This window comes from Mesosutterella multiformis (assembly GCF_003402575.1).
Classification (GTDB): Bacteria; Pseudomonadota; Gammaproteobacteria; order Burkholderiales; family Burkholderiaceae_F; genus Mesosutterella; species Mesosutterella multiformis.
The window spans coordinates 437,677-456,554 of the sequence record NZ_BGZJ01000002.1; the positions used below are offsets into that span (position 1 = coordinate 437,677).

Consider the following 18,878-nt stretch of genomic DNA (forward strand, 5'->3'; position numbering starts at 1 on the left):
GGGCACCAGACACCCTGCCCTCTTCTCAGGTCAGAAGAGCACCTTTGCCCCGATAAAGGCACCGGCGTTCCAGTAGCTGTGAGAACCAGCCTGGTAAAGGGCCGCACCCCAGAGGTTGACGTTCTTAGAGACCTTCCCTTCGATCCCGAACTTCACTTCGCCGAAGTTCCGCGTTCCTTCGATCCGGTCCTTCACGCCGTCATACACAACCCCGAAGTTCTTCGTGTCGTGGTACCAGTTGAGGGTGAGATAAGGCTTGATCGCGCGTCCAGTCTTCGGGTTCGTGAAGAGGTGGTACGCGGTCGCGCCGATGCGGGTGCGGACGTTCCCGGCACCGGTTCCCTGAACCGTGAAGTTTTCGGCGTCGATATGTTCATCGGCGCGGACCCCCATGCGGATCACCTGAGCCTGGAGCTGGAGGCGGGTCGCGTTCTGCGTACCGCTCGCGCTCACCCAGTCCTTCAGACCAAACGTGTAGCCTGCTTCAAGAGAACCGGTCCAGCCTTTCGAGTGGTAACTTTCCTCACTCGCGTTGCTCGGATTCACCTTATCCGTGAAGTGCTGATAGAGCACCCAGAGGTCGGCGTAAGGCCCTGTCGCTTCCGGCTTGTCATTCATGTAGGTCGCGTAGAAGCCGGCCGAATAGCCGGAAAGCTTCCCCTTCGACGTGAGCCCGATGTCGCTTGACCGGGTCTTCGTGCTCTGATGCGCATAGCCGCCCATGAGACCCACATGGAACCGGTGGTCACCGGAACCGGGCCACGTGACGAGGTCGCCGCCCACCTGCACGATTCCATACGTGCCGCGGTTCGTCAGCTGATCGTCGTACATGTTGGTATGGTTCTTTCGCCCTGCATCCGGATCCAGACGTTCCCGGACTTCTTCTGGGATTTCAGAGCGTCTGAGTACCGCGTCTCGCCAAGGCGGTCGTAAAGCGACATCGTGAAGAGCGTGTTCGACCCATAGAGGTTCGCGGCGTAGCTCCCGAGCTCCGGCTTCACGATGTGCGTGGTCGGATCAGTGGGGTCGGTCGCCGGCAGCACATCCGGCAGCACATCATCGCCAGACGCCGAATTATTGGACAGATCATCGGTCGGTGTCACGGACGGATTGTCCGTGGTATTGGAGTATGTGTGCGGAAGCATAACCGTTTTGGCGTTCGGATCCCGCTCGCTCGTGAGGTACCAGTCGTTACCGACCTTCTTCAAATCGTAGATATAGGCACCGGCCGTGAGGCGATTCGAGTCCGGCTTCGTGAAGACCGCGTCAGAGGTCCCCGCCACCTGGACCACCTTGATGCCTTCAATCGTTTGGCTGCCGTACCCCGACACCTTCGTGAACACGAGGTTCGCGGTGCCGGACGTGTTCCCGTTCACGACGATCTTGTCGTGCGGCGACGTGTCACCCTGGAGCACCGTGCTCATGTTCACGGTACCGCCGTCAGCGGAGTAATCGCCGTCAATCGTAAGCGTGGTGCCCGTGAAGCCGGTCGAGGGAGCCGCCGGGAAATTGATCGTGCCGGAAGACTGCTTGAGACTCGTGACTTCAGAATTCGCGGCGATATTCCACACCGCGGACGCGTCCGTGAATTCCAGATCCGTCGTGCCGCCAGAGATCGTCGATGTGCCGTTCCAGGTACCGCCGAGCTGCGTTGTCACCGCGGCGCTGTCAGACGACGTGAGATCCCCGTTCACCGTGGTGCCGGGGTAAAACACTTCCGTCACTTTGGTGCCCGTTCCGGTGGCCGTCACATCACCATTCAGGATCGCTGTGTCCCCGAGGTAGACCGCTGCCGTCGCGCCGGCAGACGCGTCAACATTACCCGTGAGGACGCTTTCACCCGACCCCATCAGATAGAGCAGCGTTTTATCGTCTTTCGCGGTAAAGTCGCCGTCAGCCTTCACCGTATCGGTCACCCAGAGCTCAGCCATGGCGCCGTCAGAGAGACTCATGTTGCCGGTAAAGGATCCTGTGCCGCTGCCATTGAAATTCCAGGTTGACGGAATATCCCCTGATGACCGGCCTGAAACATTCACATCGCCTTCCATCGTGGCAGCGCCTGAGAAGGTTCCGTAAATATGACCGCCATCCGTCACGGTCGACGTGCCTTTATAGGCGCTGTTCTCATAGAGCGACAGCGTGATGCAGCTCCGGGTCATATCGTCGTCTTTCGATTCATACCCGGGCGCGATCCCAAAAGAATTCAGATTACCGGTCAGAGTCGAATTGCCCGCAAAGGAAAGACCGGATAAGGCACCCTGGGTTGTGGTCACATTCGCGAGCGCCTTCCCCGTATCAGCCCCCTGAATCACCAGGTAGCTCTCTTGCCCGTCGACCGTCGCTTCCGAAGTCCCGCCGCTGAGCGACGTGTAAGCCGCGTCGCCATGCAGCACAACGTAGGTTGAGCTCGAAGCCGTAGTGGTGATCTTATCCGCCTTCAGGTAAGAACCCGTTCCGGTTTCATAAATACCGACACTGCTTTTGTCATCATTGGTGACATTGCCGTTCACCCGGACGCCAGTAGCCATCTGCGAGGGGTTAATGGCAACGCTGCTCTCCCCGCTGGTCGTAATTACCTGACCGCCCGCCTGATTGAGGACCTCGATCGGGCTGTTCTGCGCCTGGATCGTAACACCGCCCTTTTGCCCCGCATAGATAGTGGGAACCTGCGCATTGAGATTATCTGAGGCGGGCGCGTTACTGTATACCTGAACCCCAGTTCCATTCGCGTCTAGAGAGGTCAGGACAACATTGCCACCTATAGCGGCGACGGCGTCAGAAGTTTGATTAAGGTTTTGAACCTTCACGCTCCCGGCCTGAAGGGCAACCATTCCGCTACCCATTGACATAACGGCATAAGGAGTGCCCACTCCCGTGCTTTCAACAACCACACTGCCGCCCGCGCCGCCCTTCCCGGAGCCGAAAATATCCACTTCACCTGCGTAGTTAGCGATGGCGACGTATGTAGAAGAAATCGTGGTCTTGGAAGCCCCCTCAATTTTCACTGTAGCGGACGACGAATCCGTCTCGATACCGAAACCATCCGTAGTAATTGAGGCTTCGCCGCCATTAAGCGTGAGGAGAATGCCACGGTCAATGGTCGCGTCGTGCTCTCCCGCAGATGCATAGAGCCCCACTCCACCGCCACCAGGCGTTGTTTTCACGGTCAGATTGCCGCCGATTGTGCCGTCGATATTGTTGTTATTCGATACCTGAAGGGCGTTCCCCCGCGCGGTAACGGACACGTCACCTGTGATAGCCAGATGTACGCCGCCCGTTGACGGATCTTTCCAGGCGGAGGTCCCCACAAATCCTCCGTTAGTGGTGATTCCAAGGCCATTACGCGAGCCGGAAGTGGAGTAGCCTTCCGTCGTCTCATTGGTAACGGTGAGGGAATTAAGTGTCAGCGTCATGCCGGTCGCCTGAGCATCGCGATCCTCGGGCATCACCGGAGGCTGTGTGACAAAAGTGTCAGCAGTCTGATCTGTGTATGTCACAACCGCGTCGGTCGTGGGACTATCGATAGATTCGGTGATCCGATCGTAATTCACCTGATCCGCGGCCGCCGCGCCTGAAGCGGCGAGGAGCGCCGCAGCAACGGCAAGCGCGACTGCCTGTCTTTTTGCGTACGGTTTCTGCTCTGTCATGGTCTGCCTCTCTTATAAGTAAGGATCGGTTCTGTCAAGAACCTGATCCGATTTCTGTTCCCGTGCCGGTAAACCGCGCTGACACCGGGAAATGGTTAAAAGGCCTGCAAGTCAGTCAATCCGCCCCGCGCGAGGGACTCTCAGAACCCCGATCCGCGAAACACCGCGTTCTCCGAAATGTTCGGAATTCTTAAAGATCCGAGGCGCGTAAAAATTGCGTAAATAATTACAAATTTCAATTCGAAATTATCAAATAGCAATTCATTTGTAATATCTTGTAATGATTTTTGGGTAGCAAACCCCATTAATTTGTTGCTTTTACGCTACAGATTGAGACAACTGAAGAAAAACGTTCCCAAAACCCTTAATGACAAATCCGTAGTGAAAAGACCCACTGCGGATATTTTTCTGCCATGAGGATTGGGAAAGACCGCCGGTCCTGGGGCTTCTTCAAGGGAAAAGCCTCAGCCGCCTGGCCCGGAAACGGGATTTCGCCGCGATGTAGGTGCCGAAAGTCCGGGCACCAGGGCGAAGGGAGGAAAGGATGGGGGCGGGGCTGCCGCCGGAGATCAGCGACGCGGCATCGACCGTGTCAGCAAGGATCTCCTGGAACCCGGTAAGCCGGGTGGAGCCTGAAGCCGCCGCGGGAGGCGCGGCAGCGGCTGTCTTTTGAGACAGCCTGATGGTATCTGTGTGTCTCATGGTTTTCTCGTTCTTTTTATCTATCTGGCTTTGTTTTTCATGAACGCTGACACCTTCTGACAGCCTCCCCCCGGTCTGCGTTCCGGAGGGGTGACTTTTGCTTCACAAATTTTGAAATATGTCATCCTGCTTGACAATATTTCATAACTTCGAAGCGGTGTCATCGACACGAAAATAAACATTCTTTTATTGCATTATTTTCCAATCTTCCTGTTTTTCAATACCAGACGACCATATATGGTATAAGCCCTTACTAACAAAAGATCTCGAAAGACTTTTATTTGTGTTTCACAAACGATAAAAGTTGACAGGAGTTAACAGAACAAGTTAACTAAAGATGTCAATCAATCAAACAACGGGAATGGGCCGATACTGATTTTCAACGCAGGCTTAATTACTAGGTCTTATGGGGGAAATCAGGCGTTTTCCGTCAGAACCGGAAACTTCGGGTCTGATCCCTTTACGGCAGAAAACCGAAACGGGGCAGTTAACAGCCGCCTGAGTTTACCGTAATCGCCCGGAGCCTGAAAGCGTCTCTTTGATAAAAATCATCAATCAGCCGGGATCTGCGATGATCCGCCGTCAAAAGATCGGAAAAGAGTAAAGAGAAATGGAAGGACGAAAACCGCCTCTCTCCCCACCGGGACAAAAAAAGCCGGGGCGTGAGCCCCGGCAGGAAGAGAAAAGGAAGCGGATTCCACATTCAGAAGAGTTTCATGTCCAGGGAATCCGCTTCAGACTCCAAAGGATCTGGATCGTGTTCTGACCCTCAGAAGAGAATCACGGTTGCGGCAAGCGCCACAATGAGCCCCGCGAAGCACGGGATCCAGGTGCGGCGAACCACGGCGAGCGGCGACACCCCGGCAAAGCCCGCGACAATAATGATCACTCCAGCGACAGGCGACACCGGGCGGAGGAATTCACTTGCGAGCTGCAGCATCATGGCGAGCACCGTGGGGTCGCCGCCGAACCCAGCTGCCACGGTCGGCGCGATCGGGACGAGTCCCGTGAAGGACGCGACACCAGACCCCGTGAGCACCGTCACAATGCCGATCACGGCGGAAAGCACGAGACCCGTGCCCATCATTCCGAACCCCGCGGACTTTGCGGCGTCAATCATGAGGCCCACAAGACCCGCGTTCTTTAGACCGTCCGCGAACAGCGCCGCGACAAAGATAAGACCCACCACGCTCTGCATCATGTGGCCCATGCCTTTGAACATCGCGAAACCGTCCTGGAAGCACGCCTGGAGGTTCCGGCGGTGCAGGAGGTCGACGAGGATCCCGAACACCCAGCCGATGAACATCGCAATCGCGACATCGAGCACCACGGTCTTATAGACCATCTTGTTAAAGATGAAGAGAAGGACAAGCGGCACGAGCGGGAGGAGCGCGTAGTACCCGGGGAGGTTCGCCGCGCGGCGGGTCTTCTCCTCAACCACCTTCGGGTCGATCGAGAGGAGCGACCCGGTCGCCTTATCCCGCTTATCGAGGTAATTCTGGACAATCACGTGGACCACAGCGGTGACAAGAATCGCGGGGATCGCGACCGGCAGCTGATACTGAATCAGGTACGTCATCGGGTCGACACCCGCGGTGTGAGCGGAAAGCACCGCGATCGCGGAACTCGGCGCGTAGCTGATCACGAGGACACTGCCGATCACGGCGGCCGCGGCGACCCCGGAAATCCCGATACCGATAAGCAGCGGGTAGACCGACACCGCGAGCAGCATCGCCATGCCCGCGGCGGAGGTCACCACGAGCCCGAGGAAGTTTCCGAGGATAAAAACCGCGCCCATGATGAGGTACGGATTCCGGAGCCGCTGAAGGGGTTTGAGGCACACGGCGACGAGCTTATCCGTCGCCCCGATCTGATCCATATAGGCCGCGAAGCCGCCCGCGACGAGAATGATGAAACCGGTCGTCGCCGCCTGATGGCGGGAAAGCGCGGAGAGGAGCCCGAAGAGGTCAAAACCGATAAAGCCGGTGCCGTGGGCGCCCTTCGGCATCAGATCGGTGACGCCCCCGAGAATCGCGATGAGGTTAAGGGCGATGCCGGCGAAAAGCAGAAGAATATTCACCTGCAGCTTCTTCACGATTCCGACGCCAGTCAGAATCACGACGAGAAGCGCGAGATACGGCATGATGTCATGCATGACGAGTTACCTCCGAATGGAAATCAGAAACGGTGAACGATGCCGGCAGAGAGTTCCGTGCCGGTGAGGTTCGAGCGGTCGAGGGTGTTCTTCAGATCCTGGCGGACCCAGCCGAGGTCCGCGTAGAGGTCGGTGCGTTTGGAGAGCGCGTAGTCGTAGCCCACGTGGGCGGAATAGCGGACGACGTCTGTCGTGTTCGAGCCATCCCCCTCACCCTTCGCGTAGCCCGCGCCGACCTTCGCTTTGCCGCCGAAAATCGGCCACTGGACCGCGGCGAGGACGCTGAAACCGTTGTATTTCTTCCCGGTGCCTGAGCTGATCCGGGTCTGATAGTCGGAACCCACCGTATTAAAGGCGCTGTGCTTAAAGTACTGCGCGAAGATATAGGGCTTGATAAAGCCGAAGTCGTAGTTCGCGGCGAGGTTCACGGTCCAGGGATCGTCATAAAGCTTCGAATCCGCCGTATTCAGATGAATCATGTCAGCAAGCGCGAGCGCGGTGAGCGCGCCCTGCTTATAGCGGACGGCGGCCGCCATCATGCGGTCCTTGTCGTTCATTCCGGTGCCTTCCTGACCCGACATCGCGAATGAATACTGCGCGTGGAACGTGAAGCCGCGGTAGTTCGGGGACACGTAGGTGACGGAGTTATCGACCGTGAGGTAATTCCCCGTCGTGATGTACTTAAGACCCCCGATAAAGTTACTCATCAGCGTCCCGAAGGGATACATGGCGGTGCCCGCGAGCGCGGTGGACCCGACCGGGCTCTTCAGCTGCCCCACCTTGCCGACCGTCACACGGCCATACCGCCCGGACACCCAGAGGGAAGACTCTCGGGCCCAGAAGCTCGAGTCTTGGAGCGTGCCGTCGTCCGCTTTGAACTGATCCTCGAGAATAAAGCCGACTTTATTGCCGCTCCCAAGATCCTCAACGCCTTTCAGGCCGAAGCGGGAGCCGTTTCTCTGCCCGCTCTTCAGCTGGAAAAGAGCCTTTCCGTCATTCGCGTTCGACGCGTCGCCGGACGACCGGGAAACGGAAAGCCCCATATCAACGAGGCCATAAAGCGTGACACTCGGCGCGGCAAGCGCCGGGGCGGACACGAAAGCGGCAGAAGCGGCGGCAGCGAACGCCGCGGTGAGCGCAGTGCGGTTCATAAAACTCTCTCCTTATTTCTGGGTAGCTGAAGAATCGTTTTTCTCTTCCGAACGACCTAGTCCGGATGCTCTTAAGGATCGAGGATTTTCCGCTTTGCAACAATGGCAATCGGATTAAAGTTTCTTTGTAAAAAAGAACAAAACCGCACAGAACGGTGAACGGACGCCCGATTCCCGCCCTACTCCATCACATTCCGGATCACTTCGGCGCATTCGGCGAGGAGCGGCTCCACATTCGCGCGGTACTCGTCGATAAACGTACGGACGCGCTTCAGTTTCACGAGGTCGGGCCGCGTGTAGATGTAGCAGGCCTGACGCGGATAACTCCAGTCGCGGAGCACGGGGATCAGTTCTCCTTTAGCGAGTTCCCGGTAGCAGTGAAGGTCTCCGAGATCCGGAGCGATACCGGCGCCGATCAGCGTCGCGGACTTCGCGGAGAGTGCCGAACTGAAGACGATATCCCGCTTAAAGCGCACCGCTCGGTGTTCGCTCCCCCGCATCAGCTGCTGCCCCACGGTGCCGAGTCTGAGCGGGCTCTTAAACCGGATCCCCACATGGTCCGCGAGATCCTCAGGCGTCTTCGGCATTCCGTAGCGGGCGATGTAGGTGGGTGACGCGCAGCAGATGAATCCGGCGTCTCCGTACCGGATCTGGACGAAGTTCGAGTGCGTGGGGTCCGGGCCGTATGACATCACGACATCGAGCGACCCCGCGGGGTATGAGAAATCAATCGGAATCCCGCCGAGATACTCGCTCACCTCAAGCTGAATCTCCGGGTACCGGCGGCCGAATGAGACAAAAAACGGCATCAGGAACCCCTGAAGGAGCGCGGGCGGCACGCCGACCCGGAGCACCCCCGACATCGCGTCGGTGTTCGCGGCAAGGCCCGTCACCAGCTGATCGTGAAGCGTGATCATCTTTGTCGCGTACTCCAGCGCGAAGCGGCCGTTGTCCGTCAAAGTGAGCGGGAGCGAGCTCCGGTCAAAGAGCGAAATGCCGCCAAGCGACTTCTCAAGCCCCGACACAATGCGGCTGATGCTTGGGGCGTCCATCTCAAGCTCCGCGCTTGTTTCCGTAATGCTTCCGGTCCGCGCCACCGCGGCAAACACTTTCCAGCTTTCAAGATTGAGATCGCGTTTCATCGGGGAAGTCCTTTTCCGTCCGCTTCAGGCCGGGCAAGTGTCCGGCGGATGGCCTTGATTGTAGAAAAAAGCAAATTCTTTTTGCAATACTTGTCATAGAAGACAAAACAAATCTTCTCCATACTGTCCTCAAACCCGGGCGGAAAGACCCGGTGTGAGACATCGTGAATTTTTGGAGAAGGAGAACACAGCATGGCGCTTGGCGTACCGTCAGTCGGCGAAGCCGGAAAGAAAGCGGATCTGGAGCCCTGGAGCGGGACACCCCCGCGGGACGAGTTTTATTGGCTCTCCGAAATCAATAAAGCCACCTTTGTGACGAATACCGCGGCGGGGCTCCTCGACCGAAAGTCGGTCGGTACCTGGTGCAAGGCGCAGGAGCGGGTAATCGAAACCGGGAACACCCCCGGGAATCCGCGCCCGAAGATGTATGTGCGCTACGAACCGCTCCTTATCAAGGAGGCTGGGATCGAGGTGACCCTCATTCACGCCGGGCGCTCGTCCCAGGACATGCATGCCACGTTTCAGCGCGCGATGATCCGCGATCAGATCGTGCGGATTATCCGGAATCTGAACGCCGCGCGATCCGCGCTCCTCACACTTGCCGATCAGAACCGGGACACCATCGCCCCCTGCTACACAAACGGGGTCGCGGCGCAGCCGAACAGCCTCGGCCACACCTGGCTCGGGCACCTTGAGGGGTTCCGCCGCGATATCGAGAACCTGAAGGAATTCTGGGCGCGTCTCAATCTCTCCCCCATGGGGACCACCGTGCTTAACGGCACCCCCTGGCCGCTCAACCGTCACGGGATGGCAAAGCTTCTCGGGTTTGAAGGGATCATTGATAACGCGTACGACGCGGGGCAGATCGCGGGGACGGACGTCGCGATTGAAGCGGAGCTGAAGCTCGTCGAGCCGCTCCTTCACGTGACGCAGTTCATTCAGGACGTGATGACGCAGTACGCGCAGCCGCGTCCCTGGATCCTTGTCTCCGCCACTTACGCTTCCACCGCGATGCCACAGAAACGGAACCCCGGCGCCCTGATCGATGTGCGCCGCGACGCGAACGAAGTGCTCGGCGAAATCTCGGGCATCATCTTCCGGGCCCACGACCTCGCGCCCGGGATGTACGACGCGAAGGATCAGCGAAGCAACGCGACACTGCTTTCTGACGCGGCGTCGGTCTTTGACGCGTTCGGAAAAGTGATCGGGCTTCTGAAGGTGAACCCCGACCGGGCGCTCGAGGAACTGAATCTCGACTGGACCGCGAGCCAGAATATCGCGGACGTGATGATGCAGGAGTTCGGGATCCCGTTCCGGGAAGGGCACCACTATTCGTCAGAGCTCGTGACGTTCGCGAGAGCGCATGAGTACACGCCGATTACGCTTCCGTATGAAGACGCGAAGTCGCTCTACGAAACGATGGTGAAGAAAGAAGGACTCTCGCATATTCCGTCCAACTTCCCGTTCACGGAATCCGCGTTCCGGTCGCTTCTCGACCCGAAATCGATCGTGGAAGCCCGGCGGTCCGAGGGCGGCCCGCAGAAGCCCGAGCTCGATCGACTCTTCAAAGCGGCGGAACAGTCGCTCGAGACCGATACCGCATGGCTGGAGTCGAAAGTGAAGCTCCTCCGCGACGCGGAAATCAAGCTCAATTCAGCGTTCAAGGCTCTGGAAGACTGACCCCAGCATTCCGCCTTCTCTTTCAGATCCGTCGGAATCCGTAGAAGAATCGGCAGTTCCTAAACCCGAGGAGAGATAGCCGGGGAAGGAACTGCCCATTTTTACACCTGACTGTTTATGGTTTCTCAGGCTGCCTTGCGGATAAAGCGTTTCCAGACAAAGCACACTGCCATGATGACCAGCACTAGGAACATGAAACCGAAGGCCAGCTCACAGCACTGCGCCATGCTGAGGAACTTCCACTTCGGAATTAGGTACCAGGAATCCGAGCTGTTATACATATCGATAAACCACTGCTGCAGGCTCGAGAGCTGGACTCCATCCGGTACCACCGCGAGGTCGTACCCGCAGTCACCCGTCGGCTTAAACCAATCCGGCGCCCACTGTGCGAGCGGAAGATCAAACGGATAATGAGGGGCGGTTGAGCAGCCCTGCATGCCGAACATCGCGGTCGGATCGTCACTATGAATGGCGTGATGGATAGCAGCAAGCTTCACCGAGCACTTCAGACCGTAGATCGCGCCGGCAAAAGCAAAAACGTATCCCAGCACCTTCAGGATCAGATTCTTCGGATTGATGGCACAGAGCAGTCCGCCGATCGCCATCACAAGAAAACCGAACCGGATGTACACGCACTGTTCACAAGGGGCCATATAGAGCCACACCTGGAACATGTAGTGGGCCACCAGGACGAGAAGCACACAGACCGCTGCCATCAGAATCCAGGGCCACCGCATATCCTACCAGTCGGCAATCGTCCCGATAGGATCCTGCCGCAGCTGATTGAACCATTTCATATCAGCTCCTCCCCTTACATCTTGGAGAGCTTCTGAATCAGGGCGACGAATCCATCAATGCTCTGAATGCTCTTTGTCATGATGAGCCACTTCCCGTTCACGACGTAAGCCGGGATGCCCTGAATCTTTGCCACGTCATAGACGGACTTCCAGGAATTCACGAGATTCTGCACAGCGGCAGTCTTTCTTTCCTTGGCGAATTCATCCGCGCTGATCCCCGTGGATCCTGTGAGGGTTTCGATAAAGGCGGCTTCGCCCTTGGTCCAGCGTTCTCCCTTCCGGTGATAAGCGTGGTAGACAGCGTCCTTTGCCTTCTTGAAAAGAGAATCCTTGGCCTCAAGACTCCTTCCGGCCTTTTGGTCACGAAGAATGCACATTGCGAAAAATTCAGAGGCTGTGCGGCCATACTTGCCCTTGGTTTCGAGATGGCGCGGCTCAAAGGTCATCCCCATTTTCTCAATCATCGGGATCGCTTTGGGATCCACACCGATGTCATAGCGGTAGCAGAACGGGCAGTCGTAAGAGAAGACCTTGATCACATTATTTTTGCGGCTGGCGATCGGCTTGCTGAGACGGACATAATCCGTGCCTTCCTTGAAATTGTCGGCGAGAGCGGGAAGGGAGAAAGAGGCGGCAGCGGCAAAGGCAGCAGAGAAAAGAGTACGGCGTTGCATGATGAATGACTCCAGTGAACGCGGAGCAGTTGCTCCGCGGGGTTTCTTTTCGGAATGTCCCGCCGGCCTGACAAAAACAGAGCCTGGTCAGTGCCGGGGAAATTCCTCATTGGTTTAGGGTTGGATCGGAGACCGGGATCGGTCAGCGGGAAGCGCGAGAGGCGGTCTCCGATGAATCAGTCTGAGGGAGCGTCAGAAAGCGATCTTCGGATCAATCTTTTCAGCGCGATAGGGCATGTTCTTCTTCCCCATCATCTTGATCTTCATCTCGAGCTCGATCTTCTTTGTCTTGTAGTCAATGACATCAAAGGTCGATTCGATGGCCTTCTTCGACTTATCGAAAATGCCAGTCGACGAAGCGAAGATCTGCATGACGTCCTTCGATCCGTCGTAACGGATATTTCCGGTGACCGGCGCGTACCAAGCGAATCCCCGGTCTTTCCCGTATTCCCAGACCTGCTGGACTGTCATGTCCTTTTCATTGATCCGATACTCCACACCGCGGGAATATTTCATAGTCGGGAGGGCAGGCTGTTCGAGGTGACGGGCATCACCGTTATCAAAAACGATGAGTGTGCCGCGCGAGGTCAGACTTGCGGCGTGCTGCATCCACGGCCAGTCGAAGTCGGTGTTTTCACACCCGGCGTTATCGCAGGTAAGCGCCTTGCCGTGGCTGTCCACCGGTTTCAGGACTTTGTCCTTGAACTTCGCGGACCACCCCGCAGGCGTGCCGAGAATCCATTTCACCTGCTTATCGCGGCCGATCTTGATGACGCCCTGATGTCGGATGGAGAGGATGATGGAGTCATCCTTCGGATCGTACTCAATCGAATTCACGTGGGCCCAGTTGCGGCCGACTTCGATACCGGGAATGTCCATAAGCGGAGCATCGGGACGGGCCTCCGCGGTCTGACCGGCCTTCTTCGGATCAATCTCAATGCAGACCGCTCCCTGGTCAAGAGCGCGAAGAAGGTTATCGCGAAGAGGATCCAGAATCTCGGGGAGATTCCATTCATCCACCAGATCCCCATCGGCATTCACTTCAATGATCTGATCGCGGATCGTATTGACAACGACGCCATCCGGACGCTTGTAGTTTCTCTTGCCGACACGAAGCAGGAGGTCGCCGTTCGGCATCTGAATCTGGTCATGGGAATAGTCGATGTAGCCTCTCGGAAGCCGCTGATCACGCTTCACGAGACCCACCAGATCCATCTTGAAGTGCCTGAGTCCCTGCGCGAAAATCAAATCCCCGTCCTTCACCTGGGTGACTGCCATCATGTTGCCGCGGCGATCAAGATTGCGGAAATCGTAATTCGTGAAAGCGTCCGGCTTCAGAACCCAGCGGATATCACCGTTTGTATCGAAAATCACATTGACCGGCACGCTGTTATACTGCGCAGCGCCGCCTCGGGCCCAGATGATTTCGTTCGCGTTCGGCATCTGTCCCAGCGAGTTGATGAGGTAGAGGCTCCCATTCATCTTGCCAGTATTCACGACCACCTCTGCCTCAGGATGGGGACGGATGCTCATATCAGCGACCGGAAAATCAATACCGCTTGTCTGGATCCGGTAGTTTTCGGTAACAGGCTTGCCATCGAGCTTATAGCTCACGGTCACCTGATTCAGGGTGTCCGCGTAAAGACCGAACACCGGAATGCCGTCATGATTCATAACGGCCTTGTCTGAGACGGGATAGGAAATCGTGACACCCTTCGCACCTTTTCCGTGTACCGTAACGACAACCCCAGTAATGTTTTTACTGCCTCGATCAATAATCGCTGTGAGGGGCGTATTCCCATACGGGTTAACGTAAACGGAACCCAGCTGCCCCTGGCCCTTCCATGGTGCGTACTTTGTAAATGTTGGATTTTTATTGGCGTCATCCGCTGCCTGTGCAGTCGACAAACAGGCAAACGAGGCCGTCACCATGCAAGCCACAATTGTCAGGGTTTTCAGTTTCATCGTAAACTCTCCAGTGATACAGAATGTGTATGAACTAATTCTGGCGACCTAATTCTATTGACTCAATGGCAGAAGCTGGTACACGGAGGTTTCAGATCTTGCAAACAAACGACCCCTTCAAATTCTGGGCACTGGAATTTCTGCTGGATCTGCTGGAGAAGGGGGAAAGCCTCAGCGCGGCTGCCGAGCGGTTTGATCTTTCGGTATCAGGAGCATCGCGGATGCTCGATAAACTCCGCGTTCATTTCAACGATCCGCTGTTCGTGGTTGTCAGCGGAAGGCTGCAACCAACCGATTTCGCGATTAATCTCGGGGACCGTCTCCGACCCATCGTGGCTGAAATCAAAAGTCTTCGGGCCGGAATTCCTTTTGATCCAGCGGAGTCGACAAGAACCTTCCGGATTTCCAGCTTTTCAATCGCGACGGAATCTCTTCTCGCCGAACTTGTAAAGCGTCTCGAAATAGAAGCTCCGCACGTCAGACTGGTGTTCCGGGGCGAGTATCCGAAACTCGGACAGGCGCTTTTGAATCGGGACCTCGATTTCGCCTTTATGCCTTCAGGAACGATTCCTGATGGGCTCCACTCCGCTTTTTGAGCTGAAGCGGGTCATCCTCTGCCGGGCAGATCATCCCTCACTCTCCGAACTGCGAGAAACGCCCGAACACTGGCCGCAGATTCTGAAAAAACATCCGACGGTATCTGTCAGCCGATTTGAGGAGCGAGACTTCCCAAGCATGGATTCCGGACTCCTTGCGGAATCCATTCAGGACTCCGCCATGCTCCGTGTTTACAGCATTGCCACGGCACTCGGCGTCCTGAAGGAAACCGATGCGCTGGCAATCTGCGGTTTTACAGGCGCTCAGTATCTGATCAAGCTGGTTCCTTGGCTCTCCTGCGTTCAGATTCCGCCTTCAGAAACTGACAATCCCTGGCTTTCTCTCGTCTGGTCGCAGGCGATCCATGATGACCCTTCCGCCGTCTGGTTCAGAGGGCTGATCAAAGACTGGGCCAAAAACATTTCAAAGGACTCATAAGCTGAGATTGGCCGACGGCCTTCTCTGACCCTCTTAGAATGGTCAGGTTCGCGCGGGTGTCCTGCTGGATCCCGCACGGATAAATCGGAGAAAGAGGTTGAATTCAGAAAAGTTAATTGATTACGGGAAGCGCTGGGCGCTTCTCGCGCTCGGCATGTTTGTCGCCGCGTCCGGCATTTCTTTGATTACGCAGACGCATCTCGGGACCACCCCGATCAGTTCCCTCCCCTACACCATCACCGGGCTCACGGGGCTCACCTTCGGCACCACGACCTTTATCGTGAATGTCGTGTTCTTCGTGATTGAGTGGCTGCTCCTGAAGAAACGCGGCGTCTTCCACGCCTTCATGTGCTTTCAGGTGCCGGTGGTCTTTGTGTTCAGCGCGTTTATCGATTTCACGATGACGCCGGCCGCCGCCGTAATGCCGTCAGGCTACATCCCGCGGTTTATCGTGAGTTTCCTCGGGAACGCCATTCTGGCGCTTGGAATCGTGATGCAGATCCATTCGCGGACGATCGTGCAGCCGGGAGAAGGCATTGTGCTCGCGGAGTCCGTTTTCTTCCGTCACCCGTTTGGGACCATGAAAGTCGTGAACGACTGGTCGCTTGTGATCATCGCGTGCATCGTGGCTCTCATCTTCACAGGCGGCATCATCGGGGTCCGCGAGGGAACGTTTGTCTCGGCGCTCTGCGTCGGGCTTTTCGCGAAACAGTTCCTGAAACTCTGGCCGATGCCGAAGGCCCCGGAACCTCGGGTCGCGGAAGAAAAGGCGATGGCGTGAAGCGAAAATCGTCTGAAGCCCCGTCCGTAAAGGCGTGAGCCGCCCCAAAACACTCGGCTCACCCGCTAGAATAGATCCCGAGCAGCCGGCTTTCTTGTGTGCAGTCGGCTGTGTCCCAACCGCCTGGTTTTCTGGGTTTAACCGCCCTGAGAATCAGGCGGTTCCTGTTTTGAGAGACCGGGGCCGGGTCCCTCTCCTCTCCCAACCGTAAAAAATAAAAAAGGGGCGTCCGTAATGGAGGCCCCTCTCGGATGGAATTCCGCGCTTTCCGGGACTTTATGCCGCGTCGTCCTCAGAAGCCGGTGTGTCGTACTTCGGCACGGTGCCCGCGAAAAGATCATTCGGGACGCCGAATTTCGCTTCGAGCGGCTGACTCCAGGCGTAGCCAGAGAGCACATCCCAGATGAGTTTTGCCTTCGCGTCCGGGGTCACGGTCTGATCGTCATCCATCTGACGGAAGGTCGCCGCGAGATCGACGCGGGACGCTTCGGTATCGGCCCAGGCCTTGGTTCGATCGGCGTCGAGCACCAGCGCGTTTCCGGTTTCGCCCCACGGGGCCCAGGTGACGAGGTTTTCACCGTTCGGGTTTCCGGTGCGGATGAAGTTCTTCACGTAAGAGCGGGTGATCGAGAGGAGCTCCTGGCCTCCGGCAGTCCGGACCGCGCCGCCATAGCGGGCGTCAAAGTTTTTCGAGGGTCCGAAGATAAAGGCGGACGGCACGTCAGACGCCGCCCCATGCAGCGCCTTCGCCGCGGCTCCGACCACCGCCTCATCATCCCCCCAGCGGAAAATTCCGGCGAACACCTGATGGTTCCCGAAGCGGTACGCGCGGTCCGCCGCTTCCGCGGTGTTCGCCCACAGCATCAGACTGCTCCCGTAGCGGGACGCGAACGCGAATTCAGATTGAGAGGCGGGGTTCGTGAGGAGACTCGAATCCTTCAGGGCGGCCGCGAAATACGGGTCGCGGGACACCAGAGCGTTCGCTTCAGACGCCCCGGAAAGGAGCAGCACCGGGAAGTCGCGCGACGCCTTCGGATCCGGAGGACCGGCACGGTCGAGGCCAGACGCGGGCAGGAACGCCCCGTCCGCGAAGAGCCTCGGGTACGAGGTGTCACGGATCGAAGCGCCGCGCGTGAGATTGAGAATCCGGGAGGTTTCAAGAGTCGAAAGCCAATGGCGGACTTCAGGGCTATCCGCCCCAATCCACTTCGCCGCGAGTCCCACGGTGCCGGCCTTACGGTCTTCAAAAGCGAGGCGCGCCAGGCTATCCGCGTCGATTCTCGCGGCTGGGTCAGGTTTCGTTAACGCGCCGCCCCCGGAAATCACGATCGCGCGGGTGAAGAGCCCGGAAAAAACTGGACTCCCCATCAGGGCCATCACGTCGCGGCCCGCGCCGGACGTCCCGACAAGGGTCACGGACGCGGCGCTCCCGCCGAATTTCGCGATGTTCTTTTTCACCCAGAGGAGGGCCTTTCGGGCGTCGAGGAGAGCGAAGTTCCCGGAATTTTCGAGTTTCGTTCCGTGGCGGAGCGCCGGAAGCGACACAAAGCCAAAGAGCCCGGGGCGAGTCCGGGCGACGACGACCACGGCGTTTAATGCCGCGGAAAGCGACGCGCCGTCGATCGACGCGTGATCCGCGTCACCATCGTATTTCCCGTCCTCAAGCGTAAACACCACGGGGAGGTTTGAGGCGCTCCCCTCAGGCCGCCAGATGGAAAGCGTAAGAGGCGTCCCCGAGGTTCCCTTGGGGGCGCGGTTCCCGAGGAAGAGCACGCGGTCGCGCGCCGCGGGCGGTTCCGGCGCTTTCCAGCGCTTCGCCCCGACCGGCGTCTTCGCGTACGGGATCCCGATATAGGCTTCGGCGCGCCGGCCGGCGGCCTGGGACCCAACCACCGGGCCTTCAGTCGTATCGACTGTCAGCTCGCGATCCGGAAACGCCCCGCGAAGCGAGCACTTTCCGAGCACAGTCGAAAACACGGGCACGGATAAACCGGCCAGTGTCGCTGCGGCGGAAATAAGAAATGCGCGTCGCTTCATAATGGGAAAATCCTGATCAAAAACCGATAGCGGGATGCGTTCGAAACCTTGAGAAATGGATTATCCGCCGGCAATAAAAAACCTTCCGGAGGGAAAACCCCCGGAAGGCTCGTAAATCTGGATCTCAATAACCCTTAGTTACGCGTGTTACTTCATCGCGCCCGGAAGGATCAGAGACTTTACATTCACGGGATGCGCCATCAGACCGGATTCCACGAGGAACTTCTGATCGGCTTCGAGGCCCTTGATATCGGTCTGGGTGAGGACATCGTAATAGTGGGAGCGGCGGGCAAGCGTTTCCGCCTGGCTCACACTGATCCCCTGCTCTTTCGCGCCGATCGCGATCGCTTCTTTCCAGTGAGACTTGATCCACTTCAGCGACTCGCGGTTCACCTTCACGATCGTGGCGAGCGCTTCGGGCGACTCATCCGCGAACCCCTTACGGGCGGTCATCACGAGGTTCACGTCGACAAGACCTTTCGCGGTCGTCAGCACCCGGCAGCCGGACTCTTCCGCCTTCACCACGGCGCTTGCGGCGAGCAGCGCCGCGTCCACGCGGCCTGATGTTACCGCGGCGAGCGACTCCGGGATCCCCATGGAGATGAACTGGGCGTCTGTCGCCTTCATCCCGTTCTTTGCGAGCGCGGCGAGCAGCAGCTGCTGAAGGACAGTGCCCCGCGGCCCCGCGACCCGCTTCCCCTTCAGGTCCTTAATGGATTTAATCGAGCCTGACTTCACGACGATCGCGAAGTTTTCGGAAGGATGGGCGACCCCAGTCGCGATCTGGACCGGGTTCCCCGCGCCGTTCGCGAGAAGGAGCGAGGCGGTGTTCATCACGGCTGAAACGTCGACTGAGCCTGCCGCCATCGCCTGGCTCTGCTGGGCGCCGGACGTGATCGTCTTCCAGTTCACCTTCACGCCATCCTTCGCGAACGCCTTTTCAAGGAGCTTCTGATCCTTGATCACCATGTTCTGGAGATTGAACGGCGCCTTCACGTAGACGATGTTCACTTCTTTCGGCATCTTCGCTTCGGCCGCGCCGCAGGCAATGACAGCTGAAATCGCGATCGCCACCGCTTTGATGAAATTCATAGTGTCTTAGCTCCTCTTTG

General features: G+C 57.7%; 13 protein-coding genes and 1 pseudogene. 4 read left to right on the forward strand and 10 right to left on the reverse strand.

What is annotated here, in order from left to right:
- Positions 1-30: 30 nt before the first annotated feature.
- From M4NBBH2_RS10545 to M4NBBH2_RS10565, 5 genes and pseudogenes are all read right to left on the reverse strand, one after another.
- Positions 31-3,647 (reverse strand): annotated as a pseudogene (locus M4NBBH2_RS10545) (autotransporter outer membrane beta-barrel domain-containing protein).
- Between the two features lie 450 nt (positions 3,648-4,097).
- Positions 4,098-4,349, reverse strand: a complete 252-nt coding sequence (locus M4NBBH2_RS10550; RefSeq protein WP_116270929.1) for a hypothetical protein — start codon at positions 4,347-4,349, stop codon at positions 4,098-4,100.
- 769 nt (positions 4,350-5,118) lie between these two features.
- Complete coding sequence (gene dcuC, locus M4NBBH2_RS10555) at positions 5,119-6,504, reverse strand: C4-dicarboxylate transporter DcuC (protein WP_116270930.1); 1,386 nt, start codon at positions 6,502-6,504, stop codon at positions 5,119-5,121.
- A 23-nt stretch (positions 6,505-6,527) separates the two neighbouring features.
- On the reverse strand, positions 6,528-7,655 hold the full coding sequence (locus tag M4NBBH2_RS10560; protein ID WP_116270931.1) for a porin: 1,128 nt from the start codon (positions 7,653-7,655) through the stop codon (positions 6,528-6,530).
- 179 nt (positions 7,656-7,834) lie between these two features.
- Entirely contained in the window at positions 7,835-8,797 is a 963-nt protein-coding gene (locus M4NBBH2_RS10565; RefSeq protein WP_116270932.1) for a LysR family transcriptional regulator, read from the reverse strand.
- A 192-nt stretch (positions 8,798-8,989) separates the two neighbouring features.
- Here M4NBBH2_RS10565 and M4NBBH2_RS10570 point away from each other — a divergent pair, with 192 nt between their 5' ends.
- Positions 8,990-10,477, forward strand: a complete 1,488-nt coding sequence (locus tag M4NBBH2_RS10570; protein ID WP_116270933.1) for a lyase family protein — start codon at positions 8,990-8,992, stop codon at positions 10,475-10,477.
- 125 nt (positions 10,478-10,602) lie between these two features.
- On the opposite strand, the gene dsbI is transcribed toward M4NBBH2_RS10570, so the two are convergent.
- The 3 genes from dsbI to M4NBBH2_RS10585 form a co-directional block, all read right to left on the reverse strand.
- Positions 10,603-11,214, reverse strand: a complete 612-nt coding sequence (gene dsbI, locus M4NBBH2_RS10575) for a protein-disulfide oxidoreductase DsbI (protein ID WP_202973754.1) — start codon at positions 11,212-11,214, stop codon at positions 10,603-10,605.
- A 74-nt stretch (positions 11,215-11,288) separates the two neighbouring features.
- The gene (locus M4NBBH2_RS10580) at positions 11,289-11,948 is read right to left on the reverse strand and encodes a thiol:disulfide interchange protein DsbA/DsbL (RefSeq protein ID WP_116270934.1); all 660 of its coding nucleotides are present in this window, start codon (positions 11,946-11,948) and stop codon (positions 11,289-11,291) included.
- Between the two features lie 192 nt (positions 11,949-12,140).
- Positions 12,141-13,913, reverse strand: coding sequence for an aryl-sulfate sulfotransferase (locus M4NBBH2_RS10585; RefSeq protein WP_116270935.1), 1,773 nt, complete (start codon positions 13,911-13,913; stop codon positions 12,141-12,143).
- A gap of 65 nt (positions 13,914-13,978) precedes the next feature.
- On the opposite strand from M4NBBH2_RS10585, the gene M4NBBH2_RS10590 reads away from it, so the two are divergent.
- The 3 genes from M4NBBH2_RS10590 (at position 13,979) to M4NBBH2_RS10600 (ending at position 15,729) form a co-directional block, all read left to right on the forward strand.
- The gene (locus M4NBBH2_RS10590) at positions 13,979-14,509 is read left to right on the forward strand and encodes a LysR family transcriptional regulator (RefSeq protein WP_116270936.1); all 531 of its coding nucleotides are present in this window, start codon (positions 13,979-13,981) and stop codon (positions 14,507-14,509) included.
- Positions 14,510-14,648: 139 nt separating this feature from the next.
- Positions 14,649-14,948 carry a type 2 periplasmic-binding domain-containing protein gene (locus M4NBBH2_RS11720; RefSeq protein ID WP_125064673.1) on the forward strand — a complete coding sequence of 100 codons (300 nt, stop codon included), beginning with the start codon at positions 14,649-14,651 and terminating at the stop codon, positions 14,946-14,948.
- Positions 14,949-15,045: 97 nt separating this feature from the next.
- Positions 15,046-15,729, forward strand: a complete 684-nt coding sequence (locus M4NBBH2_RS10600; RefSeq protein ID WP_116270938.1) for a YczE/YyaS/YitT family protein — start codon at positions 15,046-15,048, stop codon at positions 15,727-15,729.
- A gap of 276 nt (positions 15,730-16,005) precedes the next feature.
- Here the strand turns inward: M4NBBH2_RS10600 and M4NBBH2_RS10605 are convergent, their stop codons facing one another.
- Complete coding sequence (locus tag M4NBBH2_RS10605) at positions 16,006-17,766, reverse strand: carboxylesterase family protein (protein WP_116270939.1); 1,761 nt, start codon at positions 17,764-17,766, stop codon at positions 16,006-16,008.
- A 147-nt stretch (positions 17,767-17,913) separates the two neighbouring features.
- Positions 17,914-18,858 (reverse strand): ABC transporter substrate-binding protein, encoded by a 945-nt coding sequence (locus M4NBBH2_RS10610; RefSeq protein ID WP_116270940.1) that lies wholly within the window; start codon positions 18,856-18,858, stop codon positions 17,914-17,916.
- Positions 18,859-18,878: the final 20 nt, after the last annotated feature.

Coding starts and splice junctions, on each gene's coding strand:
- M4NBBH2_RS11720 (WP_125064673.1), top strand. CDS start 14,649: ATGGATTCCGGACTCCTTGCGGAATCCATTCAGGACTCCGCCATGCTC.
- M4NBBH2_RS10605 (WP_116270939.1), bottom strand. CDS start 17,766: ATGAAGCGACGCGCATTTCTTATTTCCGCCGCAGCGACACTGGCCGGT.
- dcuC (WP_116270930.1), bottom strand. CDS start 6,504: ATGCATGACATCATGCCGTATCTCGCGCTTCTCGTCGTGATTCTGACT.
- M4NBBH2_RS10610 (WP_116270940.1), bottom strand. CDS start 18,858: ATGAATTTCATCAAAGCGGTGGCGATCGCGATTTCAGCTGTCATTGCC.
- M4NBBH2_RS10585 (WP_116270935.1), bottom strand. CDS start 13,913: ATGAAACTGAAAACCCTGACAATTGTGGCTTGCATGGTGACGGCCTCG.
- M4NBBH2_RS10590 (WP_116270936.1), top strand. CDS start 13,979: ATGGCAGAAGCTGGTACACGGAGGTTTCAGATCTTGCAAACAAACGAC.
- dsbI (WP_202973754.1), bottom strand. CDS start 11,214: ATGCGGTGGCCCTGGATTCTGATGGCAGCGGTCTGTGTGCTTCTCGTC.
- M4NBBH2_RS10565 (WP_116270932.1), bottom strand. CDS start 8,797: ATGAAACGCGATCTCAATCTTGAAAGCTGGAAAGTGTTTGCCGCGGTG.
- M4NBBH2_RS10580 (WP_116270934.1), bottom strand. CDS start 11,948: ATGCAACGCCGTACTCTTTTCTCTGCTGCCTTTGCCGCTGCCGCCTCT.
- M4NBBH2_RS10560 (WP_116270931.1), bottom strand. CDS start 7,655: ATGAACCGCACTGCGCTCACCGCGGCGTTCGCTGCCGCCGCTTCTGCC.
- M4NBBH2_RS10570 (WP_116270933.1), top strand. CDS start 8,990: ATGGCGCTTGGCGTACCGTCAGTCGGCGAAGCCGGAAAGAAAGCGGAT.
- M4NBBH2_RS10550 (WP_116270929.1), bottom strand. CDS start 4,349: ATGAGACACACAGATACCATCAGGCTGTCTCAAAAGACAGCCGCTGCC.